We start from the raw sequence: 26,631 nt of genomic DNA, 5'->3' as shown, positions 1-26,631 counted from the left end.
GTCATGGACACCATGACTCTCTCCAGGCACGAGGCGCAGCCCGTCGCCCAGTCCGCCGGATCCGCTGCGCCCCAACGCTCCTGGGAGCGTCCCGCGCTGATCGGCCTGCTGGTCGCGACCGCCGCCCTCTACTTCTACGGGCTCACCGCCAGCGGCTGGGCCAACTCCTTCTACTCCGCCGCGGTCCAGGCCGGCAGCCAGAGCTGGAAGGCCTTCTTCTTCGGCTCCTCCGACACCGGCAACTCGATCACCGTCGACAAGACCCCGGCGTCGCTGTGGGTCATGGCCCTGTCGGTGCGGACGTTCGGGCTGAGCTCGTTCAGCATCCTCATGCCCGAGGTGCTGATGGGCGTCGCCTCCGTCGGCGTCCTCTACGCCACCGTCAAGCGCCAGTTCGGTGCTGCCGCAGGCCTGCTCACCGGCGCCGTCCTGGCGCTGACGCCGGTCGCGGTGATGATGTTCCGCTTCAACAACCCCGACGCCCTGCTGGTCCTGCTCATGACGCTGGGCGCGTGGGCGACCGTGAAGGCGATCGAGAAGGCGAGCCCGCGCTGGCTCATCTGGGTCGGTGTCTTCATCGGCTTCGGCTTCCTGACCAAGATGCTCCAGGCGCTGCTGGTCGTCCCGGCCTTCGCGCTGGCCTACCTCGTCGCCGCGGACACCCCGATGCGCAAGCGGATCCTGCACGTGCTCGCCGCCGGCGCCGCCATGGTCGTCTCGGCCGGCTGGTGGCTGGCGATCGTGGAGATCGTCCCCGCCTCCGCCCGCCCCTACATCGGCGGCTCGCAGACCAACTCGATCCTCGAGCTGGCGCTGGGCTACAACGGCCTCGGCCGGATCACCGGCAACGAGACCGGGTCCGTCGGCGGCGGCGCCGGCCCGAACGGCACCGGCATGTGGGGCGCGACGGGCTTGACCCGGATGTTCAACAGCGACATCGGCGGCCAGGTCTCCTGGCTCATCCCCAGCGCGCTCATCCTCCTCGCCGTCGGCCTGTGGATGCGTGGGCGCGCCCCGCGCACGGATGCCCGCCGCGCGGCCTACATCGTCTGGGGTGGCTGGCTGGTCGTCACGATGCTCACCTTCAGCCTGATGGCCGGCATCTTCCACGCCTACTACACGATCGCGCTGGCCCCGGCGATCGGCGCGCTCGTGGGCATGGGCGCCAAGGAGGCCTGGGAGCACCGGCAGGCCCTGGTCGGCTCGCTGGCCCTGTCGGTCGCCACCGCCGTGGCCGCGATCTGGTCCGCCACGCTCCTGGCCCGCACCCCGGACTGGTTCCCGTGGCTCCGGGTGGCCGTCGTCGTCGCCGGCCTGTTCGCCGCCGTGATGTTCCTGGTCATCGGCCGGGTGCACCGCGCGGCGGTCCCGATCATCGCCGCCGCGGCCGCGGTCGCGGCGCTGGCCGGCCCCACGGCATACAGCCTGTCCACCGTCGCCACCCCGCACACCGGCTCCATCCCCTCGGCCGGCCCGGCCGGTCAGGGCGGCCCGGGCGGCGCCGGCGGCGGACTGGCCGGAGGACCCCCCGGCGGGTTCGGCGGCGGCTTCGGCGGCCAGGCGCAGGGTGGCACCACCCAGGGTGGGACCGGCACGGCGCCGGGCGGGACCCAGCAGGGCCCCGGCGGCGGTGGCGGCATGGGCGGCCTGCTGGACGCCAGCACCCCGAGCACCGCGGTCGTGACGGCCCTGTCGACGAACGCCTCGAAGTACACCTGGGTGGCCGCCGCGATCGGCTCGCAGAACGCGGCTGGACTCCAGCTCGGCACCGGCCTGCCCGTCATGGCCATCGGCGGCTTCAACGGCAGCGACCCCTCGCCGACGCTGGCGCAGTTCCAGGCCTGGGTCAGTCAGGGCAAGGTGCACTACTTCCTCGCCGGCGGCCAGGGCGGGCCCGGTGGCGGCATGGGCGGGTCGGGCACGGCCAGCCAGATCAGCAGCTGGGTGGAGCAGAACTACACCGCGGTCACGATCGGCGGCTCGACGTTCTACGACCTCACCCAGCCGACCGCCGGCAGCACCTCCTCCACCACGACCAGCGTGAACTGAGGTGAGCCCGATGAGCGCCCGCCCCGTCCTCGACGTCGTCATCCCCGTCCACAACGAGGAGCAGGCCCTGCCGGCGTGCGTCCGCCGTCTGGCGGCGCACCTGCACGCGACGTTCCCCTACCCCTTCCGGATCACCGTGGCCGACAACGCCAGCACCGACCGGACGTGGGCCGTGGCCCTGGGCCTGGCGGCGGCGATGCCCGAGGTGGCCACCGTGCACCTGGACCGGAAGGGGCGGGGCCGGGCGCTCAAGGCTGTGTGGTCGGCCTCCGACGCACCGATCCTGGCCTACATGGACGTCGACCTGTCCACGGACCTCGACGCCCTGTGGCCGCTGGTCGCGCCGCTGATGTCAGGACACTCCGACGTGGCGATCGGCAGCCGGCTGGCCCGCGGCGCCCGGGTGGTGAGGGGCGCGAAGCGGGAGGTGATCTCCCGCGCATACAACCTCATCCTCCGGGCCGTGCTGGGCGCGCGGTTCAGCGACGCGCAGTGCGGGTTCAAGGCGATCCGCGCCGACGTGGCCGCCGAGCTGCTGCCGCTGGTGGAGGACCCGACGTGGTTCTTCGACACCGAGCTGCTGGTGCTCGCCGAGCGCAGCGGCCTGCGCATCCACGAGGTTCCGGTCGACTGGTACGACGACCCGGACAGTCGCGTGGCCATCGTCCAGACCGCGCTGGACGACCTGCGGGGGGTCCGCCGGGTGCGGCGGGGGCTGCGCTCCGGCGACCTGCCGGTGGAGCAGGTCCGCGCGCGCATCGGTCGCCGGCCGCACGAGCAGCAGCTCGCCGGCCGGCTGACCGGCCAGCTGTGGCGCTTCGGCGGGATCGGGTGGTCAGCACGGTGCTCCATCTCGGCCTGTTCGCGCTGCTGCGGCCCGGCCTGCCCTCGGCCCAGGTGGCCAACCTGATGGCGCTGTTCGTCGCCACCGTCTTCAACACGGCGGCCAACCGTCGGTGGACCTTCGGGGTGCGCGACCGGCGCGGGGCCGGGCTCCAGCAGGCGCAGGCACTGCTGGTGTTCGCCCTCACCCTGGCGATGACCAGTGCCGCGCTGGGGTTGCTGCACCTGCTGGCGCCGACCGCCGGGACCGGCGCGCAGACGGCGGTCATCGCCGCGGCGAACGTGGTCTCGACGGCGGTGCGGTTCGTGGCCATGCGCGCGTGGATCTTCCGCACCCCCGCGCGCCCTGTCCCCTCCGCCTTCCCCGCACCGGACGCACCAAACGGCCCGAATCCGGGCCTCACGGACCCCGAAACGGACCGTTTGGTGCGTCCGGTCGAGAGCGTCCGTCAGGCGTAGCGCTTGAGCTCGCGTCGGGCGAGGGCCATGCGGTGCACCTCGTCCGGCCCGTCGGCCAGGTGCAGCATCCGGGCCTGGGCGTAGAGCTCGGGCAGCACCGTGTCCTGGCAGACGCCCATCCCGCCGTGGGCCTGCATCGCCCGGTCGATGACCCAGGTGGCCATCTCCGGCACGGCGACCTTGATCGCCGAGATCTCCACGGCGGCGCCGCGGTTGCCCACGGTGTCCATGAGCCAAGCGGTCTTGAGCACCAGCAGCCGCGCCATCTCGATCCGGATCCGCGACTCCGCGACCCACTCCTGCACGACACCCTGCGCGGCCAGCGGCTTGCCGAACGCCACACGCTGCTGCACCCGCTCGCACATCAGGTCGTAGGCCCGCTCCGCCATCCCGATCAGCCGCATGCAGTGGTGGATCCGGCCCGGCCCGAGCCGGGCCTGCCCGATGGCGAACCCGCGGTGGAGCTCCCCGAGGAGGTTCTCCCGCGGGACCCGCACCGCGTCGTACACGATCTCGGCGTGCCCGCCGTGCGGGCCGTCGGTGTAGCCGAGCACGTGCGTGGAGCGGCGCACGTCGACCCCCGGGGTGTCCAGCGGGACGACGACCATGCTGTGCCGCTGGTGCCGCTCCCCGTCGGGGTCGGACAGGCCCATGACGATGGCGACCTTGCACTCCGGGGCCATGGCGCCGCTGGACCACCACTTGCGGCCGGTGACGACGAGCTCGTCGCCGTCGACCTCGATGCGGGTCGCGATGTTGTTGGCGTCGGAGCTGGCGACCTCGGGCTCGGTCATCGAGTACGCCGAGCGGATCTCCCCGCGCAGCAACGGTTCCAGCCACTGCTGCTGCACCGCCGGCGCGGCGAAGTGCGCGAGCACCTCCATGTTGCCGGTGTCCGGCGCGGCGCAGTTCATCGCCTCGGGGGCGAGCATCGGCGAGCGCCCGGAGAGCTCGGCGAGGGGGGCGTACTCGAGGTTGGACAGCCCGGCGCCGCGCTCGCCCGGCAGGAACAGGTTCCACAGCCCGCGCCGCTGCGCCTCGGCCTTGAGCTCGGCCATCACCGGCGGCCGGCCCCACGGATTGGTGTGCGCCTGCCCCTCGACCTGCTGGTGGAAGGTGGCCTCGGCCGGGTAGATCACCTCGTCGAGGAAGGCCTGCACTCGCTCGCGCCACTGCTCCATGACCGGGGTGAATCCGAAGTCCATGGCCCGACCCTAGGACACCCCGGTATGCCGTGCCGGTCGCCCTCGCGCGCGGCCGGCGGTCAGTCCGGTTCGCCCGCCTGCCGCGGGGTGTCCGGCATCTGCTGGGCGATCAGGCGCAGGAACAGCCAGATCAGGACGGCCTGCCACACCACGATGACGAGGATCAGCACCGGCCACCAGTGGGTCACCGCGTCGATGCGGGCGGCCCGCGGGACCGCGCCGAGGCTGAACACCGCGACGAGGAAGGAGAGCCACAGGGCTACCGCCGCCGCGCGGTAGCCCCGGCTGGGGTCCCGCGGCGGTGCGATGCCCAGGCCCGTGACGTCGTGGGGCGGGTGGTCGCGCAGCATCCGCCGCGTCGAGCGGTAGACCCGCGTCCGCGGGTAGGCCCCGGCCAGCATCCGGCGGACCCGTGCGGCGCGCACGGGCCGCAGCTGCAGCGTCACGGGCAGGGCAACCGCCTCGATGCGGGCGCTCTCCGCCCGGAAGCCGCGGTCGCCGAGGATGCAGCGGCCCCGGGCGGCGACGACCGCGGTGACCGGGCCGATCGAGACGGTCGCGCTGCCGGGCAGGTACCACGCGTAGAGCCCGCAGCGGCAGTCACTCGCCGGGGCCGGGTGCCCGTGCTGGGCGCAGCCGGCCCGCTCCAGCGTCCCGTCCCACGGCCCGGTCACGGCGTGGACGAGCGGGTAGAGCCCGTCCCGCCGCAGGCTGAACTGGCGGTAGCCGCGCAGCTCGCCCGGCACCAGCGCCGGCGTGCCCTCTGGCACCGACACGGCCTCGCTCACGTGCCGGTCGGCTCAGGGGTCCTGCTCGGCGCGGGCGGTCGCACCGGCGCGGTCGCCGGCTCCTCCGGCAGCGGCTCGAACTCCACCTCGCGGCGCTCGGTCCCGATGTCTCCCATGGCGCACTTCCCTCGTGCACGGCCGGGCGGGGTGCCGATCGCCCCACGCGGTCCGGCCTGATCCCTCCATCGTCCGCAGACCGGCCGCCCTTGTCGAGGACGTCGCGCCGGACGGGGTGCGGACGGGGTGCGGGACGAGGGCCGTTCGCCGGCGCGGCAAGATGACCTGGATTCGGCGACACGGGCAGCAATCTCTTGTGACGGGAAAAAACTCCGCCTATGGTGCGCTCACTGCAAGATACACACAGGGGAAAGGAACCGTTCATGAAGCGACTCGTCGCCGTGATCCTGACGGCAGCTCTCGGTGTTGGTTTCGGCGTCGTCGGCGCGACCTCCGCGTCCGCCGCCCTCGTCTGCAAGGCACCGAACATCTGCGCCTGACGCGCGTCGGGCTGGCGGGGCTCCGGCCCCGCCAGCCCTGTCAGGCGCAAGCCTGAGAAACGTGCCCCAGGTGGTGACCCGTCGCCTCGCCGCGCTCGACCCCTGCCACATCCCACGGGCTGCAACACAGATGAGAAGCCCCCGGCCGTTGGCCGGGGGCTTCTCTCGTCTGCGCGGAGGCAGCGGGAGCCGCCGCTCGCTGCGCTCGCTCCTCCCAGATCCCACGGGCTGCAATAGATGACTGAAGGCCCCAGGACTTCGTCCTGGGGCCTTCAGTCATCTGCGGAGGCGGCGGGATTTGAACCCGCGAGAGGTTTTATCCTCAACCCGCTTAGCAGGCGGGCGCCATAAACCGGGCTAGGCGACGCCTCCGTGCGCACGCCGACGGACAGCGCCGAAGCGCATCCATGAAGCGTGAGCCTGCACAGGCTATCCGCCCTCCCACCGGCGGGGCAAAACGGCCCCCGCCCCGCGCGTCGCCGGGGTGGGGGCCGTCCGGCTCAGTGCAGCGAGCAGATGTCGGCGTTGGCGGCGCGCGCCTTGAACGTCGGGGTCTGGGTCGGCACGTTGGCGGTGAGGGTGTGGGTCGGCAGCGGGGTCGTCCCGATCCGGTTGGGCACCTCGACCACGTTGGGGCTGCCGGTGCCGATGCTGACCTCGATCGTCTCGCCGAGCAGGTCATCCTGCTTCAGCTTGGCACCGGGGAACGCCGCCGCGACCGTGCGGGCCGAGTCGGCCTTGCTCGGGCTGTAGCTGACGATGACGCCGCTGTGCGGGTTGCTGCCGGACTTGAAGCCCTCGACCTGGAAGCCCTGGATCGCGAGGTCGCTGGCGTCCTGCCGGGCGATCCCGGAGATGCCGGAGTCGTTGATCACCGAGACGTGGATCTTGTCCGGCGTGACGATCAGCGGCTCCTGCGTCGGCGCCGGCGTGGGCGTGCCCGTCGGAGGCTTCTTCTTCGTGCCCGTGCCCGGCAGCGGGTCGTCCTTGGCGATGGCGTCCCACAGGGCGGAGGCCTTGGACGTCCACTGCACGAGGGCCTGGGGGCGCGGCGGGTAGGGCTCGACCGGAACGGTGACGAAGCGGATCTGCGACGAGGGCAGCCCCTGCACGCTCTGCGCGACGTCGCGCAGGGCGTTGAGGTTGCCCAGGTCGGGATCGGTGGTGAGCGACTTGGTCGCAGCGTCGAGGAAGCGGAACAGCTTGTCCGGTCGCAGCAGGGTGCCGCTGCTGGTCGCGGTCTGCACCATCGAGGACAGGAAGGCCTGCTGCCGGTCGATCCGGCTCAGGTCCGAACCGTCGCCGAGGGTGTAGCGGGCCCGCACGAACGCCAGCGCCTGCTTGCCGCTGACCTCGCTGCGCCCCGCGGGCAGCCGCAGCCCGCTCTTGGGGTCGTTGACCGCCTTGGGCACGCAGACCGGGATGTTGCCCAACGCATCCACCATGGCCTCGAAGCCGAGGAAGTTGATGACCATGAAGTGGTCGATGCGGATGCCGGTGTTCTGCTCGACCGTGCGCAGCGTGCAGGCCGGACCGCCCAGCTCGAAGTTGGCGTTGAACTGCCGCAGCGGCCAGGTGTTGATGTCGTTGTTCTTGTCCTTGCAGCTCACCGGACCGCGGACCACCGAGTCCCGGGGGATGCTCACGACGATGGCCGACTTGCGGTCGGCGGCGAGGTGCACCAGCAGCGTGGTGTCCGACCGGGCCCCCGAGATGTCCTTGGCGCTGCCGAAGCCGGTGACCCCGGCGCCGAGGTCCCGGGTGTCGGACCCCATGACGAGGATGTTCATCGGCGGCAGGTCGGTCTGGGCGTCCTTGCTGGCCTGCGTCTTGGGTCGCACGCCCAGCTGCCCCGCCAGGTCGAGCTTGTGGATGTTGCCGTTGAGCTTGATGTAGGCGACGACGCCCAGCGCCAGCACCACCGCCATGACCGACGCGGTGATGATCGCCCCGCGGCGCAGCAGGGGGTGTCGGTGCGTCTTGCGATGCTGGTCTCGCAGCGTGCGGCGCGACGATCTCGAGGATCGCGCGTCCGGGCCCTCGCGCCCCGCTGGGGCGTCAGGGGCCTCGTGACGCGACCGGTTCCGGCTACGGTCCGCGCGAGAGCGGGTCACTCAGGTGCCTTCCTGTCCAGGCCCGGGCAGCGTCGATCGAGGGCGCACACCCGGATGTAACCGAGGGAGTGTAGCCACGCCATATGTGCACCCCCCAAACCCGGGCTGAACGTCAGCTGAGTGTCTCGACGCTGAGCTGCCCCTCGGCATATCGCTGGCGGAGCACCTTCTTGTCGAACTTGCCCACGCTCGTCTTGGGCACCTCGTCGATGAACGCCCAGCGCTCGGGCACCTGCCAGTGGGCCAGCTTGGTGGAGAGGAACTCCTGGAGCGCGGCGGCGTCGACCGTCGCCCCGGGAGCGCGCACCACCGTCGCCAGCGGCCGCTCGCCCCACTTGACGTCGGGGACGCCCACCACGGACGCCTCGACCACCTCGGGGTGGGCCATGAGGGCGTTCTCGAGGTCTACCGAGGAGATCCACTCCCCGCCGGACTTGATGACGTCCTTGGCCCGGTCGGTGAGCACCAGGAACCCGTCGGGCGTCAGCGAGCCCACGTCACCGGTGCGCAGCCAGCCGTCGTCGAACTTGGACTCGGCATCGGCGCGCTCGGCCTCGGTGTTGAGCCCGTTGTCGTAGTAGGCGCCGGTGATCCACGGCCCGCGCACCTCGACCTCGCCGACGCTGGTCCCGTCCCACGGCTGCTCGGCGCCGTCCGGTCCGACCAGGCGGTAGTCCAGCGACAGGGCGACCCGCCCCTGGGTCTCGCGGTAGCGCCAGTGCTCCTCGCCGGTCGTGCCCACCGGCGCGACCGCCGTCGAGCCCAGCGGGGACATCTCGGTCATGCCCCAGGCGTGGACGACGGTGAGGCCGTGCCGCTCCTGCATCGCTCGCATCAGCGCCGGCGGGCACGCCGAGCCCCCGACGACGACGGAGCGCACCGAGGAGCAGTCGGTCGGGTTCTCGTCGAGGTAGCGCAGCAGGTCGTTCCAGATCGTCGGCACCGCTCCGCCGCCGGTGACCTTCTCGGTCTCGATCATCCGGGCCAGCGGCTCGGCCTGCAGGAAGCGGTCCGGCAGGATCAGCGAGGCGCCGGCCATGAGCGCGGCGTAGGGCAGGCCCCAGGCGTTGGCGTGGAACATCGGCACCACGGCGAGCAGCCGGTCGCCCTGGCGGATGTCGAGGCTGGTCGGCATGCACACCTGCATCGTGTGCAGGTAGTTGGACCGGTGGGAGTAGACGACGCCCTTGGGGTTGCCGGTGGTGCCGGAGGTGTAGCACATCGAGGAGGCGGACTGCTCGTCCAGCTCGGGCCAGTCGAAGGTGTCCGGCTGGCCGGCGAGCAGCTCGGCCCAGTCGTGCACGCCCTCGATCCTGTCGCTCGCGCCGGCCAGCGCGGCGCGGGTCTCCTCCGGGATCGGGCCGTTGACGATGACGTGGCGGATCGTGCGCAGGTGCGGCAGGAGCTGGCTGAAGGGCGCCGCCAGGGAGTTGTCGACGATGACGACCTGGTTCTCGGCGTGGTTGGTGACGTAGATGATCTGCTCGGGGAAGAGCCGGATGTTCAGCGCGTGCAGGACGGCGCCCATCGAGGGCACGGCGAGGTAGCTGGTCAGGTGCTCGGCGTTGTTCCACATGAACGTCGCGACGCGCTGGTCGCCGTCGATCCCCATGCCCCGCAAGGCGTGGGCGAGCTGCGCGGCCTGGCGACCGATCTCGGCATACGAGGTGCGCCTGGGACCGTCCGCGGTCCAGGTGACGGCCTCCTGGCCGGCATGCATGCGCGTGCCGTTCAGGAGGATGCGGGAGATGAGCAGCGGCGTGTCCTGCATGGTGCTCTTCATGGCTGGAGCCTGCCATGCCAGGAGGCCCGGCGGGAGTGTCCGACGTCACGGCGTTTCGGGACAACTCAGTCACATGAGGTTTGATGGCCCCCATGAATCGACGCATCCTCCTCCCCTCGATCGTGGGCGGGGTCCTGGTGTTGGGCGCAGCGGCCGGGGGTTTCGCGCTGTACCAGCAGCGTCAGGCGGCGCACGACGACCGCGCCGTCCACGCCGTCGCCGACTCCTTCGCCGCGGCCTGGTCCGTCAAGAAGCTCGATGACCCCAACGTCGGGTATGCCGGGTCCTCGCCGAAGCAGGTCGCCGCCAGCTTCCGCGCGGTCACCGGGGCGCTCTCCGGCGCACCGGTCAAGGTCACCGTCTCCGACGTGACGCACGACGGGGACAAGGGCACCGCTCGCCTGCACGTGGCCTGGAAGCTGCGCGCCGACCAGACGTGGGCCTACGACGAGAGCGTCGGTCTGCGCAAGACCGGTGACACCTGGGGCGTGGTCACCGACGGCAAGACCTCGCTGTGGAACCCGCAGGTGCCCGCCGGCTCGGCGCTGTCCTACGAGCACACGTGGGGCCAGCGCGGCGACATCCTCGACACCAACGGCACCCCGCTGGTGACCAACGGCACGGTCTACGACATCGGCCTGGACCCGACGAAGGCGAACTCCGCGACGGCATCCGGGGTGGAGAAGCTGACCCAGCAGGCCCCCGGGTCGCTGGTCAGCCGCCTGGCCAAGGCCAAGGCGAGCCACTCCGCGCAGGTCATCGACGTCATCACCTACCGCGAGAGCGACTTCGCGCCGATCAAGGCCCGGCTAGACGCCCTGCCGGGCGTGGTCCACCCCACCCGAGACCAGCCGCTGGCGGAGAGCCGCACCTTCGCCCAGCCGCTCCTCGGCGCCTTCGGCATGGTCGGTTCCGACCGGATCGCCTCCAGCAACGGCCGGTTCGCCGCCGGCGACCGGGCCGGCCTGACCGGCATGCAGGCAGCCTACGACGAGGTGCTCGGCGGCACCCCCGGCATCTCGATCCGGGTCGGCGGCCCGGCCGGCAAGCAGCTGTTCAGCGTGCCGGCGAAGAACGGCTCCTCGGTGACGATGACGCTGGACCCCAAGGTCCAGCGCGCGGCCGAGGCGGCGCTGACCGGCAGCAAGAAGGTCCCCTCGGCGATGGTCGCCATCAACGTCAGGACGGGCCAGCTGCTGGCGGTCGCCAACAGCGCCGGGCAGACGATCGACAGCGCGCTGCGCGGCCAGTACGCGCCCGGGTCCACCCTCAAGGTGGCCACGACCTACGCCCTGCTCAAGAACGGCCTGACGCCGACGACTCCGGTGAACTGCCCGCCGAAGGTCACCGTCGAGGGCACGACGATGCAGAACTACGAGGGCGAGAAGCTGGGCAAGGTGCCGTTCTCGACCGACTTCGCCAAGTCCTGCAACACGGCGTTCATCGGCCTGGGCGTGAGCCGCCTGGGCAACAACGACCTCAACCAGGCGGCCACGGCGCTGGGCATCGGCGCCGGCTGGGCCAAGAACCTCGGCGTCCCGGCCTTCGACGGCAACATCCCGCCGGCCAGCGGGGCCACCGAGCGGGCGACGACCGCCTTCGGTCAGGGCAGGACCCTCGTCTCCCCCGCGGCGCTGGCGGTCATGTCCGGGTCGGTCGCCCGCGGGAGCTACATCCCGCCGACGCTGGTGAAGTCCCCCGCCCCCAAGGGCACGGACACCACGCCGAAGCCGCTGGACGCCAAGGCGGTCGGCCAGCTGCGGCAGCTGATGCGCCTGGTGGTCACCTCCGGCACCGGGACCAAGATCAAGGACGCGCCGGGTGGCCCGGTCTTCGGCAAGACCGGCACGGCCGAGTTCGGCACCAAGAAGCCGTACAAGACCCGCGCCTGGTTCACGGGCTGGCAGGGCGACATCGCCTTCGCCGTCCTGGTCGAGGAGGGCAAGAGCGGCGGCGACGTCGCGGCGCCGATCGCCAGGTCGTTCCTCGCCGGACTGCACTGACCCACCCCGTATGCCGTGTGGCCGGCTCGCGGCCGGCCACACGGCATACGACCGGGGCCGGGCACCCGCGGACGTCCGGCCGCCGCAGAGGACCTGGCCGGACGGCATACCGGTGCCGGGCACGACGAAGCCCCCGGGGTTGGACCCCGGGGGCTTCGTGTTGTGACGTCAGTGCGTCAGCTGCAGCTCGACTCAGAGAGGACGAACGGCGTCGGCCTGCGGGCCCTTCGGGCCCTGGGTGACCTCGAACTCCACGCGCTGCGCCTCGTCGAGGGAGCGGTAGCCGTTGGTCTGGATGGCGGAGTAGTGGACGAAGACGTCCGGGCCGCCACCGTCCTGGGCGATGAAGCCGAAGCCCTTCTCAGCGTTGAACCACTTAACGGTGCCCTGTGCCATGGGGATAACTCATTTCCTTGTGTGGCCAATGGAGCCCACACCTCGTGGGCTCCAGGCTGCCGCACTACCCCCACACCTGCGGGACATGCCCGTTCTATGAAAAAAGCCCGCGTGGTGGGCGGGCATTTCTTCGTCCTGCGAGGAACTGCAACTGCAACCGGTCGTCACGTTAGCACGATGATCCGGCTTCGCCAGGGTAATGACCAGCACGAGAACAGACCATCTCGGCGGGGTCGCGGAGCCGTGTGCTACGCCCCCACAGCCGGCGGGTGACCGGGAGCCCGGCCAGGGATCGTCGCAGGTCAGAGCCAGGCGGAGACGCGGACCGCCGTGCCGTCCGGCAGCGAGCGGATCTGGACCAGGTCGCACAGCTGGTTGGCCAGCCACAGCCCGCGGCCGCGTCCCTGCTCCGCCGACGGGGTGCGGCGGCCGACGAGCGCGTCGTCGATGCGCCCCCGGTCGCGGACCTCGCAGACCAGCCGGTCCGGCTCCTGCCACACGCGCAGCTTCCCGCCCCCGCCGCCGTGGTCGACGCTGTTGGCGCTGACCTCGTGGACGGCCAGGACCAGGTCGTCCGCCCGGTCGGCGCCCAGGCCGGCCCGGCGCGCGCGCTCGCCGACCAGACGGCGCAGGGCACCCAGGTCGGCCGCGGCGAACTCGAGCGTGTCGACGCGCGGCGAGGCGGGGTCGGGCAGCGGCAGCTCGAACGCGGCGCGGATGTGCGGCATGCCGCCGTAGCCGTCGCTGTCGCGGTGCCGGCCGTCCTCGAAGACCTCCGGGTGGCTGCGGTGCGCCTCCTCGATCACGGTGGAGTCGAGGGTGTCCGCCTCATAGGGGCAGCGCAGCCACAGCGGCACCGCCGGGCCGATCGCAAGGTTGAGCAGGGCCTCGTGCACCTGGCACTCGGTGACCTCGGGGTCGCGCCGGCCGGCCCACACCGGCTCGCCGATGCCGCGCAGGGGTCGCGAGCCGCCGCCGTTCTGGTCGATGAACGAGCGCCAGGCGGGGATGATGCGTGCCGGGTTGCGGCCGACCTCGGCCATGTCGACGAACCGCGCCCCCTCGGGGGTGCCGCCGAGCGCGGCCCGGAGCCACTCGATCCGGGGACCGATGACCGCGACGAGCACCGGCTGGGACTGCTGGACCGCCTCGACGATGAACGGCACCGTGCCAGCAAGGAACTCGTCCTTGCCCTCCCACAGGAACGCCTCGTGGCGGTAGCCCATGCGGGCCTCCGCCTCGGCGGCGGTCAGTGACATCCGTTCGCCTCGCTCACCGGTACGACACTCAGAGCGATGGGGGGCGCCAGCCCCCCATCGCATCGTGCATTGCGACACCTTTGTCCGACCTGTCCCACGGTAAACCTGACCGGGCGGCCGGAGAAGGCCTTCGCCCCAAGTGGCGAGAACACGACAAACCGCCGTCGGCGCAGGTCAGCGGACCCTCAGCGGAGCCCTCAGCGAGCCCGCAGGCAGCCGCTCGCGGCACCCACCCGGCGGAGCGCGATACGGTCCCCGGCCCCCCAGCGGGCGAGCTTGCGACTGAGCACCGGGCTCATGATCTCGGTGCGGTCGGCGACCCGCGGGTGGTCCAGGCCCACCGCGTGACCGAGCTCGTGCATCAGCAGCTGCCCGCGGGTGCCCTGCAGGCCGGAGGCCGACCCTCGGCCGAACCCGGGGGTCATCCGCGCGGTCGAGCTGAGCAGGGCGAAGCCCTCGACGATCTCCAGGGCGGGCCGGCCCGCGCGGTCGACGTAGCCACTGACCCAGAAGGAGCCACCGACGCCGACCGTGGTGATCCCAGGGCCCAGACTGCGGATGGAGCCGAGCAGCTTGTTGCGCGAGGGGCGGTCCCAGCCGATGACGATGCCCGTGTCGGCGGGGTACGGCGGCTGCCAGGAACGTCCCGGCATGATCCGCGTGGTGCCGCGGTAGACGAAGCGCAGACCCGTGGCCGAGCCCAGTCGGGCGATCGCCCCGCGCACGTCCGCCATGGCGCCGCCGGGGGCGTGCGCGAGGTTCACCCGGTAGCCGATCGGGCCGCCGCAGGGGTTCCACCGCGCGACCGGCGCTACCGAGCCCCGTGGGCGGGAGGCATAGGCGTAGGCCCGGGGGTTGGACCCGAGCGAGACCAGCGCACCCGCCTGCATGGGGCTCGACCACTGCTGCGGGCCGGTGTCGCCCGCGAGCCGCTGCGCCATGGCCGGACCAGCCAGGAGGGCCTGGGCGGCCAGGGCGATGGCGGTGCTGATGACGGCGACGCGGAGCCGCAGGTGAGTCGTGTCCATGGCGCGTTCCCGGGGGGCGAGGAAGCAGTGCTCAGGACACGAGTGAGCGCCTCCCGCGGCGCGGATTCCGTGGGAATGCAGGCAAACGATTCGAAGGAACTACCGGCGGCGGGGGGCCGTACATCGAAGGGGTGAGGAGCGGGGGCCAACCGGCGTCAGGTGGGCGAGGACCCGCAGTGACTGGCCCGGTCCAGACCCGATGGGCTGACCCGTCAGCGCTGCAGGCAGCCGCTCCCCGCCCCGAGGAGCTTCAGCCCGGCGAGGTCGCCCGCCCCCCAGACGGCGGCCTTGCGGGTCAGCGAGGGGTTCATGACCTCGGTGGTGTCGGCGACCTTCGGGTGGTCCAGGCCGACCGCATGACCGAGCTCGTGCATGAGCAGCTGCCCCCGGGTGCCGGGGAGCCCGGAGAGCTGGCCCACCCCGAAGCCACCGGTCAGCGACGTGGTGGAGTCGAGGACGACGAAGCCCTGGGTGATGCGCAGTGCCGCCCGGCCGCCGCCGTCGCGGTAGCCGCTGGACCAGAGCGCGCCGCCGACGCCGACCCGGTTCGAGCCGTCCTTCGGCAGGTAGCTGCTCGTGCCCGGCCTGGCCCAGGCGATCACCAACGCCGCGTCCTCGGGATAGGGGAAGGCCGAGCCGCTGGCCGGCCGGGTCGGGACGATCGTGGTGGTGCCCTTGTAGGAGAAGGAGAGCCCGGTCGCGGCGCTGAGGCGCTTGACCGCCTCGGTGACGTCCGCGAGGGCGCCGGCCGGAGCGTTCGTGAGGTTGACGCGGTAGCCGATCGGCCCGGCGCAGGAGTCCCACCGGGCCACGGGCGCGGTGCTGCTGGACTGCCGGGAGAGGAAGGCGTAGGCGCTCGGGCTCGCCGTCGACGTGCTGGCGCTCGTCCGACGCTGGACCGTGACGGTGAACGGCGCCCCGGTGGCGCCGGCCCGCCCCGCGGTCGCGGGGGCGAGGACCCGGTAGCGCGTCGCCCCGGGCGTGGCCGTCGGGATGTGCAGCGCGTAGCGCCCCGTCGAGGTCCGGGTCGTGACCGCGGTGCGCCAGGCGCTGGCCGACCACTTCTGCAGGGTGATGGTGCGCGGCGCTGAGGCGCGGGTGACCGTCCCGGTGAGCAGGTCGCTGGCGCCCTGTGCCGGCCGGGCCGCCGGGAAGCGCCAGGTGAGCGAGGTGCTGGCTGCGGCCTGGGCCGAAGGGACCCAGCAGCCGACCAGGACGGTCGCGACGGCGGTCGCGAGGATGGCGCGCCCCCTGACGCGTGACGACGACAAGACCAACACGACTGACTCCCCCTGACACGGTGCCGATGCGCCCGTTCCAACATCCACTTGCCCCCGGATGTGTTGATATTAGCCCGCATGGTGGTCATTCGGAAGAGATCAAACTCAAGAAAGCCTCAAGAAGCAGCGAAACGGGGCGGGTCGGGGAGAAGCAGACATGCCGGTATCCAGGGGGCTGGGGGGCGACGGAGGGCACGGACCGGCCGCCGCGGACTCGCCCCCGGACGCACGACAGCCCGAACCCCGAGGGTTCGGGCTATCCGGCCGTCCCGGGTGTCCTGGGACGTCACATGGCGGAGGGCGTGGGATTCGAACCCACGATGCCGTTGCCGACATAGCGGTTTTCAAGACCGCCGCACTAGGCCACTATGCGAGCCCTCCTGACCTGACCGGGTGGGCACCACCCGCAGGTATGCCGGTCGCGTCCGCTGGCGAGCAGGGCACCGACACCGGGGAGAAGTGTTGCACGACCCTCACCCTCATTGGCCCACGCGGCCGTCGATGCACTCGCGCAACAGGTCGGCGTGCCCGCAGTGCCGCGCATACTCCTCGATCCGGTGCACCAGCAGCTCCCGAACGGCGATCCCGTCCTTGCCCAGGCGCTCACCCAGATCGGGATGCGCGGCCAGCGCGGCGTCGGTCGCGGCCTGCTCGCGGGCGAGGTCGGAGTATGCGGCGGCGACCACCTGCGCATCGGGGACGGCGCCGTCGAAGTCCGCGCCGCCGTCGCCGTACAGCTTCGGCTCCGGGTCACCGGACGTGATCCAGTTGCGCCAGTCCCGTTCCACCTCGGCGAGGTGGCGAAGCAGACCGAGCAGCGACATGGTCGACGGCGGCACCGACCGGCGGGCCAGCTGCTCGGCGCCCAGGCCCTCGCACTTCATCCGCAGCGTCAGCCGGTAGCTGGTCAGGTAGTCCTGCAGCGTCGCCGGCTCGCCGTCAGGACTTGCTCCGCCGGTGTCCCGGGGGTCGTCGTCCGGGTCCGCCCACATGTCCGGGTAGACGGTCGCCTGGGTCCATCGGCTGGGTGCGTCGCTCACCCCCGCAGTGTCTGCCGCGAGTGCGCGCCCCGCCACCGGGTATGCGCGGTTCGCAGACCCGCCGACACCTCGGCGTGCCGGTGTTGGCACCCGGCACGTCACACGCCCCCTCCGGACATGCCCATGGGGCGGGCCCGGTGACCGGACCCACCCCACGGGTGATCAGAGCGTGCTGCGCGTCAGGAGGAACGGATCCAGCGAGCAGCGGAGCCGTTGCCCAGCACGGTGCTGGTCGAGCTCGCCACGGCGCGCACGGTGTAGCCACGGCCGCGGACCGAGTCCCACTTCAGCGTCGCGGTGCCCGTCGAACCGGTGACACCACGGGCCACGGTCACCCAGCGGTTGTTCACCACCACGTCGAGGCGGACCGGGACGTTGCCCAGCGCCGGGTTCAGCGTGACCTTGCCGTAGGTCCAGCCACCGCTGGTGCTCGGCGCCACGCCGACACCGAACTGCACGTCGACCTGGTGGGCCGCAGAGCTGATGTTCGTCGTGCCGTAGGTGCCGGCCAGGAAGGCCCGGTAGTAGGCGCGCTCGCGCACCGGCAGGGTGAACGACCAGTGGCCGTTGCTGTCGGCCTTCGCGGTGCCCGCGAGGGTGGCGTAGTTGCCGTTCTTCAGCAGGCGGACCTCGACGCTGTCACCGACGCCGGCCGTGCCGGTGAGGGTGACGTTGCCGGCACCGATCCGCTTGGCGTAGTTGCCAGTCGGGACCGTGTAGGTCGGCTCGAAGTCGCTGGTCGTGCTGTCGATGACCGGCTTGCCGCCGATCAGCGTCGACAGGCCGACCTTCACGGCGTCGACGTAGAAGCGGCCGTTGCGCTGGCCGTCACCACCGGAGCCGACGACGAGGGAGAGGGCGCCCTTGCCACCGAAGGCCTTGGCGTTCTCGGCGAAGACGGCCTTGGGGTGGCGCGCCATGTAGTCGACGAGCGAGAGCTGGCTGTCCGCCGTCTCGGTGTTGCTCTCGACGACGCGGAGCTGGCCGCCGAAGGCGTCCCAGGTCTGCCAGACGCCGTTCTTCACCGCACCCTGGGTGGGGTTGTTCGCCGGCTCGAAGTTGAGCGTCGTGTCCTTGGCGATGACGCCCTTGCTGTCCGGGCCGTCGGAGTCGATGGACAGGCGCAGGTATGCCGGCTGCTGCAGGTCCGCACCCGCCTTGCCGGCGATGTGCTCCTCGAAGGTCGAGTAGCGCAGCGCGCGGACCGCGTCCACCGGCTTGCCGTCCAGGGCGGTCGTGCGCCAGAACTGCGTCACGTCCGGGTTGTCGCCCACGAGCATCTCGCGGCTGCCCTTGCCGGCAACCGGGACGTTCGGGCCCAGCACGAAGCGCTGGTCGACCGCCGCGGTCGAGCCATCACCCGCGTAGTTGTAGGCGGACTCGTTCCAGAGACCCTTGGCGTCCTTGACGGGGACCGTGTGCGTGGCACTACCGGAGGGCACGTCGAAGTCCCACAGCGAGGTCTTGCCGGCCACGGTCGCGGTGACCCCGTCGACCCCGAGGGTCGAGTACATCTGGTTGCGACCGGCGCAGCCACCGATGAGGGTCAGGCCCCCACCGTTGCTGTCAGCGGTGATCTTCGCGTTCGGGTTGTCGGCGCTGAACTGAGCCAGGGTGGTGGGGGCCTCGGGGCCGCCGGTGGTGCTCCACGTGGCGTCGCGCCCGGCGTCCCAGCTCTGCCAGACATCGTTCTTGATGTCGCCCTGGCCGGGGTTGAGGGCCGGCTCGAAGTAGAGCTTCATCGCGTCGCTGAGGTCGCCGTCGCCATTCGGGTCGACCGTCAGTCGCATGTACATCGGCTGCTTGATGCCGGCCTGGGCGTCGGTGGAGTGCTCGAAGGTCGAGTAGCCCAGGGCCGAGACGTCGGCCAGCTTGGCACCGTCCAGGTTGGTGCTCCGGAACATCTCGGTCTGACCCGAGAAGCTGCCCATGGCGAGCTCGAGCGCGCCCTGGCCGAGAGAGGCGCCCGCGACCTGCGTGAAGGTCTGCGACGGGGTGATCCAGTCGCCGTTGGCGTCGTTGCAGTCATAGGCCTGGGACACCCAGCCGGCGGCCTTGGCCGTGGCGGTGTCGGTCAGCACGGTGAGGCCGCTCGAGGCGGGGCTGGTGGCAGCAATCGCCACGGAAGAGAACGACAGTGCCATCGGCACGCCCACGGCACAGGCGGTCACGAAGGCCGCGCTGCGCGCACGTCGGGTCAAGCTCAAGGGGGTCTCCTGAGAGGTGAAAGAGGGAGAGAGGCGGCACGGACGCGCCTGGCTTCTCAACCGCGTCCCCTGCCTTGCCCACAGCTAGGGCTCCGCACGACGGCGGGCACTTCGGGGGGCCGAACGAAACTTACGGCCGGTCGGCGACCCCTGTCAGGCGTTTGCGCAAATTGCCCCAAACATGGACGGATCAGCCGTCCGGGCGGCCGTGGCGGCCCGCGCCGGCGACGAACGGGGCCGGCGACGAACGGGGCCGCGCAACGCCAGCCCCGGAAGCACCCGTGGGGTGGGCCCGGACGGGCCCACCCCGCGGGTGGTCAGGAGCTGCAGCGTTCAGGAGGAGCGGATCCAGTGGGACGCCGAGGCGTTGCCGAGGGCCGCCGAGGTCGAGCTCGCGACGGCCCGGACCGTGTAGCCGCGACCCCGAGCCGAGTCCCACTTCAGCGCCGCGGTGCCGTTCGCCGCCGTGGTACCGCGCGAGACAGTCACCCAGCGGTGGTTGACGACGACGTCGAGGCGGACCGGCACGTTGCCCAGAGCCGGGTTGAGCGCGATCTTGCCGGTCGTCCAGCCGCCACTGGTGCTCAGCCCCAGACCGACGCCGAGCTGCACGTCGATGAGGTGTGTCGCGGAGGTGATGTTGGTCGTGCCGTAGGTGCCGGCGAGATACGCGCGGTACGGCGTGCGGCTGCGGACCGGAACGCGGAGCCACCACTGGTCCTCGTCCATGACGACGGCCGTCCCCACCAGGGTGTTGAAGTTGCCGTTCCTGAGGACGCGCACCTCGATGCGGTCCCCCTGGCGTGCGCTGCCGGACACCATGACCGTGCCCGCGCCGACCCGCTTGACGTCAGCGGCAGTCGGGACCCGGTACCCCCGCTCGAAGTCCGAGGTCGTGGTGCTGACGACCGGCTTGCCCCCGGCGAGCTCACTGGTGCCCACGACAACCCTGTCGACCGCGAACCGGCCGTTGCGCTGGGAGTCACCGAAGCCTCCCGCGATCAGAGCGACCGATCCCCGGCCGCCGACCTGCGCATCGGGGGCGAACACAGCATGCGGGTGTCGGCTCATGTACTCGGCGAGGGTGACGTTCGCCCCGGCCAGCTCGCCCGGCCCGCTGGCGCTGAGAGCCCCGCCGAAGACGTCCCAGGACTGCCAAACGCCGTCGTGGACGGCCTGCTGGCCGCTGTTGTTCTGGGGGAAGAACGTCAGCGTGGTGTCCTTGACGATGGCACCCGCGGTGTCCGGACCCGAGGAGTCAATGGACAGGCGCATGTATGCCGGCTGCTGCAGTGCGTCTCCTGCCTTGCCTGCGTTGTGCTCGGCGAACGTGGAGTACCCGAGGGAGCGCACCGAGTCCACCCGCTTGCCGTCCAGCGCGGTGGAACGCCAGTACTGGGTCACCGCGGTGTTGTCCCCGACCGTCAGCTGCCGGCTTCCCTTCCCGGAGAGCGGGACGCCCGGCCCGAGGACGAAGTCCTGTGCCAGCGCGCCCACCCCGGTGTCGCCGGCGAAGTCGTAGGCGGAGGCATTCCACGTCCCGGTGGTGTCCAGGACCAGCGTCGGGTGGGCGCTCGCGGACGCCGGCGGATCGAAGTCCCAGAGCGCAGACCTGCCACCCCAGTAGTCGTTCCAGGTCGCGATGACGCGGTCCACGCCGAGGTCGGCCATCGTCTGTGCCTGGCCACTGCAGCCGCCCATCACCGCGAGGCCACCGCCGTTGCCGCTGTCGACGACCTTCGCCGACGGGTGCGCCAGGACGTAGGCGGTCAGGGTGGTCAGGCCATCCGGCCCGCCCGTCGTGCTCCAGTGCGCCTCGGGTCCCGCGTTCCAGGTCTGCCAGACCCCCTGGCTGACCGCGCCCTCCTCCGGGTTGAGCGCCGGCTCGAAGAAGAGCGAATCCGCGTCGGAGTGGTCGCCGTCGCCGTTGGGGTCCACCGTCAGCCGCAGGTAGGCCGGCTGCTTGACGGTGCTGTCCCCAGGCGTGGTCGCCGCAGCGATCGACGAGTAGCTCAACCCGGAGACGTCGACGAGGCGCACGCCGTCGAGTCGGCTGTTGCGCAGCACCTCGGTCTGCGTCTCCGACGCACCCAGCCTGAAGAAGGCCGCGCCCTGTCCGACCGGGGCGCCGTTCGACAGGCCGAACCGTTGCTGCGGCGTGGTCGCGACACCGGTGGGGCTGCAGTCATATGCCTGGGCCGTCCACCCGGCGGCCTTCGCGGTGGCGGTGTCGGTGACGACGGAGAGCAGGTTGGCAGCCGGCTGGTCCACGGCCGAGGCGGTGGTGGACAGCGCCAGGGCCATCGGCACACCGAGGGCGCAGGCGGCGACGACGGCTGCACCGCGCGCTCGTCGAATCAGGGTCACGAGGCTCTCCAGCGGGTTGAGAAGTGGGGATCGGCGCGAGCACGCCCGTGCCCTCACACCGCGGCCCCCGCGCCCCGCGGTCGACGGTTCCGCCGAAGCAGGGACCGGTCGAGGGGCGGGACGAACCTACGCGTGAGCGGCGCTGGTCGTCTGGCGTTTGCGCCGACTCGCCCGCGCCTGAACCGGATTCGCCCCAAGACGTACCCGGCACGAGGCACGCCGCCACCAGGTGCCGTGCGGGGCGGCGGCGCACGGCCGATGCGCGCAGCTCAGCGGTCGGGGCTGCCGTGACGGCCGGCACCGGCGACGAATCGAGCCGCCCCCTCGCGGGCCTCCTGCCCCAGCGAGTGCTGGCCGTGGGCCCACTCGTTGACCAGGGCGTCCGGCAGCGCCATTCCTTCCTGCTCGTAGGTGGAGAGCCGGTCATGGCGCAGGCAGGTCTGCGGCAGGACGGCCAGCTCGTGTGCCAGGCGCTGGGCCTCCGGGAGGGCCTCTCCCGGCGCCGACACGCGGTTGACCAGCCCCATCCGGTGCGCCTCCTCCGCCCCGACGCCCCGCCCGGTGAGGATCAGGTCCAGGGCGTGGCTGCGGCCCACGAGCCGCGGCAGGCGCACCGTGCCACCGTCGATCAGCGGGACGCCCCAGCGCCGGCAGTAGACGCCCAGCACGGCGCCGGGGTCGGCCACGCGCAGGTCGCACCACAGCGCCAACTCGAGGCCACCGGCCACGGCGTGACCGTCGACGGCCGCGATAACCGGCTTGCCGAGCAGCAGCCGGGTCGGCCCCATCCCGGCAGGGCCCTCCCCCGGCGGCGCGGGCAGCGGCTCACCGGCGGAGACCGACCGCAGGTCGTAGCCGGCGCAGAACGTGCCACCGGCGCCGCACAGCACGGCGACCGCCGCGTCCGGGTCGGCATCGAACTCGAGGACCGCCTCGGTGAGCTCCGCGGCGTGCGTGGGGTCGATCGCGTTGCGGACCTCGGGGCGGTCGATGGTCACCGTCGTGACCGGGCCCTCGCGGTGGACCTGGATGCTCATGGGGGCGGTCTACCAGACCGCGGCTCACCGCACCCCACCTCCGCCGGCGGCGGTGAACCACGGCCCCAACACGGTGAGGTCGACGAAAGGAGTGGGCGGTTTCCTCGATCTCAGCGGAGGAGCGGCTCAGATCCAGAGGGCGGGCTCGGCGAAGAGCGCCTCGTAGGGGTCCTGCCCGGCGTGCGGGAAGCGGACCGTGGCCGGCACGCCGGTGGCGATCCCACCGGCGGGCACGTCCTTGACCACGACCGAGTTGGCGCCGATCTGGACGTCGTCGCCGATGAGGACCGGCCCGAGCACCCGGGCGCCCGCGCCGATGGTGACGCGGTCGCCGACGGTCGGGTGGCGCTTGACCTTCTTCAGCGACCGGCCGCCCAGGGTGACCCCGTGGTAGAGCATCACGTCGTCGCCGACCTCGGCGGTCTGCCCGATGACCACGCCCATGCCGTGGTCGATGAAGAAGCGCCGGCCGATGCGCGCACCCGGGTGGATCTCCACCCCGGTGACCGCTCGTGAGAGCTGCGACAGCAGCCGGGCCGGCAGCCGCAGGCCTGGGCGCTGCCACATGCGGTGGGCCAGGCGGTGCACCCAGATGGCGTGCAGGCCGGGCGAGGCGAGCGCCATCTCGAGCCGGGAGTCGACCGCAGGGTCGCGGGCGACGGCGGAGTCAAGGTCCTCGCGGACCATCCGCCACGCCCGGGACAGGGCCGACCCGGACGGGGCCGACCGGCCGTGCGCGTTAGGGGGTATCGCTGCACGGCCGGTCGGTGGAGCCTCAGTCAAGCGCAAGGCGGCCATCTCGCTCAGGCTTTCGTGAAAAGTTCAACGACCGTCAGTCGAGCAGGTCGGAGAAGAGGATGGTGGACAGGTAGCGCTCGCCGAAGCTGGGGATGATCACGACGATCGTCTTGCCGTCGTTCTCCGGCCGGGCGGCGACCTTGGCGGCCGCCGCAAGGGCGGCGCCGGAGGAGATGCCCACGAGCAGGCCCTCCTCCTTGGCGGCGCGACGCGCCCACTCCACGGCCGTCTCGGCGTTGATGTCGATGACCTCGTCGTAGATCGAGGTGTCGAGGATCTCGGGGACGAAGTTGGCGCCGAGGCCCTGGATCTTGTGCGGGCCGGGCTGGCCGCCGTTGAGGATCGGGGACTCCTCCGGCTCCACGGCGACCATCTGCACGCCGGGCTTGCGCGCCTTGAGCACCTGGCCGACGCCGGTGATCGTGCCGCCCGTGCCGATGCCGGAGACGACGATGTCGACCTTGCCGTCGGTGTCCTTCCAGATCTCCTCGGCGGTGGTCTGCCGGTGGATCTCGGGGTTGGCCTCGTTGGCGAACTGGCGGGCCAGGATGCCGCCGCGCTCGGCGGCGATCTCCTCGGAGCGGGACACCGCGCCCTTCATGCCCTCGGAGCCGGGGGTCAGCACCAGCTCGGCGCCGTAGGCGCGCAGGAGCGCGCGGCGCTCCTTGCTCATGGTCTCCGGCATGGTGAGCACGACGTTGTAGCCGCGGGCGGCACCGACCATCGCGAGCGCGATACCGGTGTTGCCGCTGGTGGCCTCCACGATCGTGCCGCCGGGCTTGAGCTCGCCCGAGCGCTCGGCGGCGTCGATGATCGAGACCCCGATGCGGTCCTTGACGCTGCTCGCAGGGTTGTAGAACTCGAGCTTGGCCGCGACCGTGGCACCCGACTCGATCAGCCTGTTGATCCGGACCAGCGGGGTGTTGCCGATGAGGGCCGTGACGTCGTCGTAGATGGGCACGGGTGGACCGCCTTCTGGGTCGAGGTCGACATTTCCGGTTCTCTGGGCGTAACAAACAGCGCCTTATGGATGTTCCAACGAGTCGTTATGCGTTGGCAAGTCGGATGACCACCCCTCGGGCGACGCTGGTCACAACGGGGCGCCGGGTAGCGACGCCGGGGTTACTCGTCCGTAAACTTCGGCGCTATGTCAGCCCTGCAGATCGCCGCCCTCGTCATCTGCCTCGCGGTCACAGTCGTCGCGGTGGCGCTGTTCGCCAAGGCCATCAACCGCTTCACCGCGGTCTTCAAGCTCGGCCAGCCCGACCCGACCCGTACCGGTGACAAGGGGGCGCGCACGGCGACCCTGGTCCGGGAGTTCCTCGGACACACCCGCATGTCGCGCCTGCCGATCGTCGCCGCGGCGCACTGGTTCGTCATGGTGTCCTTCGGGCTGCTGTTCTTCACCCTGGTGACGGCCTACGGCCAGCTCTTCGACCAGACCTTCGCCCTGCCGCTGATCGGCCACCTCGCGCCGTTCGAGTGGCTGACCGAGGTCATCGGCTGGATCTCCTTCGCCGGCATCCTGACCCTGATCGGCATCCGCCAGAAGAACCACCCGCGCGGCAAGGGCCGCTGGAGCCGCTTCTTCGGCTCGACCTTCTGGCAGGCCTACTTCGTCGAGCTGGTCATCCTCGGCGTCGTCATCTGCGTGCTGACCCTGCGCGGCCTGGAGTACGCCCTCGGCAAGGCACTCACGCCCCCCGAGCACACTGCGACCGCGCTGCACTACCCGCTCACCTTCTTCATCGGCAACGCCTTCTCCGGTATGACGGTCGCCGGGCTCGAGGCCGCCATCGTCACCGTCGCTGCGGTCAAGATCCTCATCTCGATGGTCTGGATGATCACCATCTCGGTGCAGCCGACGATGGGTGTGGCGTGGCACCGCTTCCTGGCCTTCTTCAACATCTGGTTCAAGCGGCACGCCGACGGGCGCACCTCCCTGGGCGAGCTGCAGCCGCTGAAGGTCAAGGGCGAGCCGGTCGACTTCGAGAACATCGAGGAGCTCGACGAGGACGCCGCGCTCGGCGTCGGCAAGGTCGAGGACTTCACCTGGAAGGGCCTGTTGGACTTCACCACCTGCACCGAGTGCGGCCGCTGCCAGAGCCAGTGCCCGGCGTGGAACACCGAGAAGCCGCTCTCGCCCAAGATGCTCGTGATGACGATGCGGGACCACGCGCACGCCAAGGCGCCGTGGCTGCTGGCCGCCGAGGGCGACCGCGAGGGCCTGCCCGAGGAGACCAAGGCGCTGGCCGATGTCGCCCTCGTCGGTGACACCGGCTACGACATCACCGCCCCGCTGAGCGCCTACAACCCGCACGGCCCCGACGCCGTGATCGACCAGGACGTCCTGTGGTCCTGCACCACCTGCGGCGCCTGCGTGGAGCAGTGCCCGGTCGACATCGAGCACGTCGACTCCATCGTCGACATGCGCCGCTACCAGGTGCTCATCGAGTCGGCCTTCCCCTCCGAGCTCGGCGGCCTGTTCAAGAACCTCGAGAACAAGCAGAACCCGTGGGGCATGAGCGCCCGCGCCCGCCTCGACTGGGCCAAGGACCTGCCGTTCGAGGTCAAGATCGCCGGCCAGGACGTCGAGGACCTCGGCGAGGTCGACTACCTGTTCTGGGTCGGCTGCGCCGGCGCCTACGAGGACCGGGCCAAGAAGACCACCCGCGCGGTGGCCGAGCTGCTGCACACCGCCGGCGTCTCCTTCGCCGTCCTCGGCGACGGCGAGACCTGCACCGGCGACCCGGCCCGCCGCGCCGGCAACGAGTTCCTCTTCCAGATGCTGGCCCAGGCCAACGTCGAGGTCCTCAACGAGGTCGGCGCCAAGAATATCGTGGTCACCTGCGCCCACTGCTTCAACACGATCAAGAACGAGTACCCGCAGGTCGGCGGCCAGTACGAGGTCGTCCACCACACCCAGCTGCTCAACCGCCTCGTGCGCGAGAAGAAGCTGGTGCCGGTGTCCCGCCCCGAGCAGGCCGACACCGCCAACGTGGCCTCCACCGCGGACTCGGTCACCTACCACGACCCGTGCTACCTGGGCCGCCACAACGGCGTCTACTCCCCGCCGCGCGAGCTCATCGGCGCCCTGCCCGGCGTCGAGCTGCGCGAGATGCCCCGCAACCAGGAGAAGTCCTTCTGCTGCGGCGCCGGCGGCGCCCGCATGTGGATGGAGGAGAAGCTCGGCACGCGGATCAACACCAACCGCACCCAGGAGGCGCTCGACACCGGCGCCGACCGGATCGCGGTGGGCTGCCCCTTCTGCCGGGTCATGCTCTCCGACGGCCTGACCAGCAAGCAGTCCGAGGGCGAGGCCCGCGAGGAGGTCGAGGTCGTCGACGTGGCACAGATGCTGCTCGCCGCCGTGCGCCGCGGCGGAGAGCCCGAGGCCGCCGAGGTGAGCACCCCGGAGCCGGAGCCCGCGCCCACGGCCTGAGCCACCCGGCATACGGCAGGTGACGACGAGGCCGCC

Annotated in this window: 19 protein-coding genes and 2 tRNA genes; 5 read left to right on the top strand and 16 right to left on the bottom strand. The window is 71.6% G+C overall.

Features of this window, described 5'->3' with window-relative positions; all coding sequences use genetic code 11:
* Positions 1-3: 3 nt before the first annotated feature.
* From AC3ANM_RS12160 to AC3ANM_RS12150, 3 genes are read left to right on the top strand one after another with little or no spacing between them, the layout of a single operon-like run.
* The gene (locus tag AC3ANM_RS12160) at positions 4-2,049 is read left to right on the top strand and encodes a glycosyltransferase family 39 protein (protein WP_488284675.1); all 2,046 of its coding nucleotides are present in this window, start codon (positions 4-6) and stop codon (positions 2,047-2,049) included.
* 10 nt (positions 2,050-2,059) lie between these two features.
* A complete protein-coding gene (locus AC3ANM_RS12155) occupies positions 2,060-2,959 on the top strand; it encodes a dolichyl-phosphate beta-glucosyltransferase (protein ID WP_488284674.1) in 900 nt (299 codons plus the stop codon).
* Positions 2,893-3,351 (top strand): GtrA family protein, encoded by a 459-nt coding sequence (locus AC3ANM_RS12150; RefSeq protein ID WP_488284673.1) that lies wholly within the window; start codon positions 2,893-2,895, stop codon positions 3,349-3,351. Before AC3ANM_RS12155 ends, AC3ANM_RS12150 begins: the two co-directional genes overlap by 67 nt.
* Here the strand turns inward: AC3ANM_RS12150 and AC3ANM_RS12145 are convergent.
* The 5 genes from AC3ANM_RS12145 to AC3ANM_RS12125 form a co-directional block, all read right to left on the bottom strand.
* Positions 3,342-4,556, bottom strand: coding sequence for an acyl-CoA dehydrogenase family protein (locus tag AC3ANM_RS12145; protein WP_488284672.1), 1,215 nt, complete (start codon positions 4,554-4,556; stop codon positions 3,342-3,344). The two genes, AC3ANM_RS12150 and AC3ANM_RS12145, sit on opposite strands and share 10 nt — an antisense overlap.
* A gap of 59 nt (positions 4,557-4,615) precedes the next feature.
* A complete protein-coding gene (locus tag AC3ANM_RS12140; RefSeq protein ID WP_488284671.1) occupies positions 4,616-5,344 on the bottom strand; it encodes a hypothetical protein in 729 nt (242 codons plus the stop codon).
* A 780-nt stretch (positions 5,345-6,124) separates the two neighbouring features.
* A tRNA-Ser gene (locus AC3ANM_RS12135) sits at positions 6,125-6,213 on the bottom strand.
* Between the two features lie 128 nt (positions 6,214-6,341).
* Positions 6,342-7,769 (bottom strand): LCP family protein, encoded by a 1,428-nt coding sequence (locus AC3ANM_RS12130; protein ID WP_488284670.1) that lies wholly within the window; start codon positions 7,767-7,769, stop codon positions 6,342-6,344.
* 298 nt (positions 7,770-8,067) lie between these two features.
* Positions 8,068-9,738, bottom strand: a complete 1,671-nt coding sequence (locus AC3ANM_RS12125) for a fatty acid--CoA ligase (protein WP_488284669.1) — start codon at positions 9,736-9,738, stop codon at positions 8,068-8,070.
* A 92-nt stretch (positions 9,739-9,830) separates the two neighbouring features.
* Here AC3ANM_RS12125 and AC3ANM_RS12120 point away from each other — a divergent pair, with 92 nt between their 5' ends.
* Positions 9,831-11,741 carry a penicillin-binding transpeptidase domain-containing protein gene (locus tag AC3ANM_RS12120; protein WP_488284668.1) on the top strand — a complete coding sequence of 637 codons (1,911 nt, stop codon included), beginning with the start codon at positions 9,831-9,833 and terminating at the stop codon, positions 11,739-11,741.
* Positions 11,742-11,933: 192 nt separating this feature from the next.
* On the opposite strand, the gene AC3ANM_RS12115 is transcribed toward AC3ANM_RS12120, so the two are convergent.
* From AC3ANM_RS12115 to cysK, 11 genes are all read right to left on the bottom strand, one after another.
* Positions 11,934-12,137 carry a cold-shock protein gene (locus tag AC3ANM_RS12115; RefSeq protein WP_034805904.1) on the bottom strand — a complete coding sequence of 68 codons (204 nt, stop codon included), beginning with the start codon at positions 12,135-12,137 and terminating at the stop codon, positions 11,934-11,936.
* A gap of 302 nt (positions 12,138-12,439) precedes the next feature.
* Complete coding sequence (locus tag AC3ANM_RS12110; protein ID WP_488284667.1) at positions 12,440-13,396, bottom strand: anti-sigma factor RsbA family regulatory protein; 957 nt, start codon at positions 13,394-13,396, stop codon at positions 12,440-12,442.
* Between the two features lie 197 nt (positions 13,397-13,593).
* Positions 13,594-14,424 (bottom strand): zinc metalloprotease, encoded by an 831-nt coding sequence (locus AC3ANM_RS12105; RefSeq protein ID WP_488284666.1) that lies wholly within the window; start codon positions 14,422-14,424, stop codon positions 13,594-13,596.
* 212 nt (positions 14,425-14,636) lie between these two features.
* Positions 14,637-15,704: a zinc metalloprotease gene (locus AC3ANM_RS12100; RefSeq protein ID WP_488284665.1), complete on the bottom strand. Its 1,068-nt coding sequence runs from the start codon at positions 15,702-15,704 to the stop codon at positions 14,637-14,639.
* Between the two features lie 291 nt (positions 15,705-15,995).
* Positions 15,996-16,085 (bottom strand) — tRNA-Ser (locus AC3ANM_RS12095).
* A 98-nt stretch (positions 16,086-16,183) separates the two neighbouring features.
* Entirely contained in the window at positions 16,184-16,744 is a 561-nt protein-coding gene (locus AC3ANM_RS12090; protein ID WP_488284664.1) for a mycothiol transferase, read from the bottom strand.
* Positions 16,745-16,923: 179 nt separating this feature from the next.
* The gene (locus tag AC3ANM_RS12085) at positions 16,924-18,951 is read right to left on the bottom strand and encodes an Ig-like domain-containing protein (RefSeq protein WP_488284663.1); all 2,028 of its coding nucleotides are present in this window, start codon (positions 18,949-18,951) and stop codon (positions 16,924-16,926) included.
* A gap of 333 nt (positions 18,952-19,284) precedes the next feature.
* Entirely contained in the window at positions 19,285-21,318 is a 2,034-nt protein-coding gene (locus AC3ANM_RS12080; protein WP_488284662.1) for a hypothetical protein, read from the bottom strand.
* A 269-nt stretch (positions 21,319-21,587) separates the two neighbouring features.
* Positions 21,588-22,355 carry a crotonase/enoyl-CoA hydratase family protein gene (locus tag AC3ANM_RS12075; RefSeq protein ID WP_488284661.1) on the bottom strand — a complete coding sequence of 256 codons (768 nt, stop codon included), beginning with the start codon at positions 22,353-22,355 and terminating at the stop codon, positions 21,588-21,590.
* 126 nt (positions 22,356-22,481) lie between these two features.
* Complete coding sequence (gene epsC / locus AC3ANM_RS12070) at positions 22,482-23,042, bottom strand: serine O-acetyltransferase EpsC (RefSeq protein ID WP_488284660.1); 561 nt, start codon at positions 23,040-23,042, stop codon at positions 22,482-22,484.
* A 145-nt stretch (positions 23,043-23,187) separates the two neighbouring features.
* On the bottom strand, positions 23,188-24,114 hold the full coding sequence (gene cysK, locus AC3ANM_RS12065) for a cysteine synthase A (RefSeq protein ID WP_488284659.1): 927 nt from the start codon (positions 24,112-24,114) through the stop codon (positions 23,188-23,190).
* Between the two features lie 186 nt (positions 24,115-24,300).
* On the opposite strand from cysK, the gene AC3ANM_RS12060 reads away from it, so the two are divergent.
* Complete coding sequence (locus AC3ANM_RS12060) at positions 24,301-26,595, top strand: 4Fe-4S dicluster domain-containing protein (protein WP_488284658.1); 2,295 nt, start codon at positions 24,301-24,303, stop codon at positions 26,593-26,595.
* Positions 26,596-26,631 lie beyond the last annotated feature (36 nt).

The sequence above is a fragment of the Oryzihumus sp. JJN4-3R genome (genome assembly GCF_057747915.1).
This window is presented reverse-complemented; position numbering and strand designations above follow the sequence as displayed.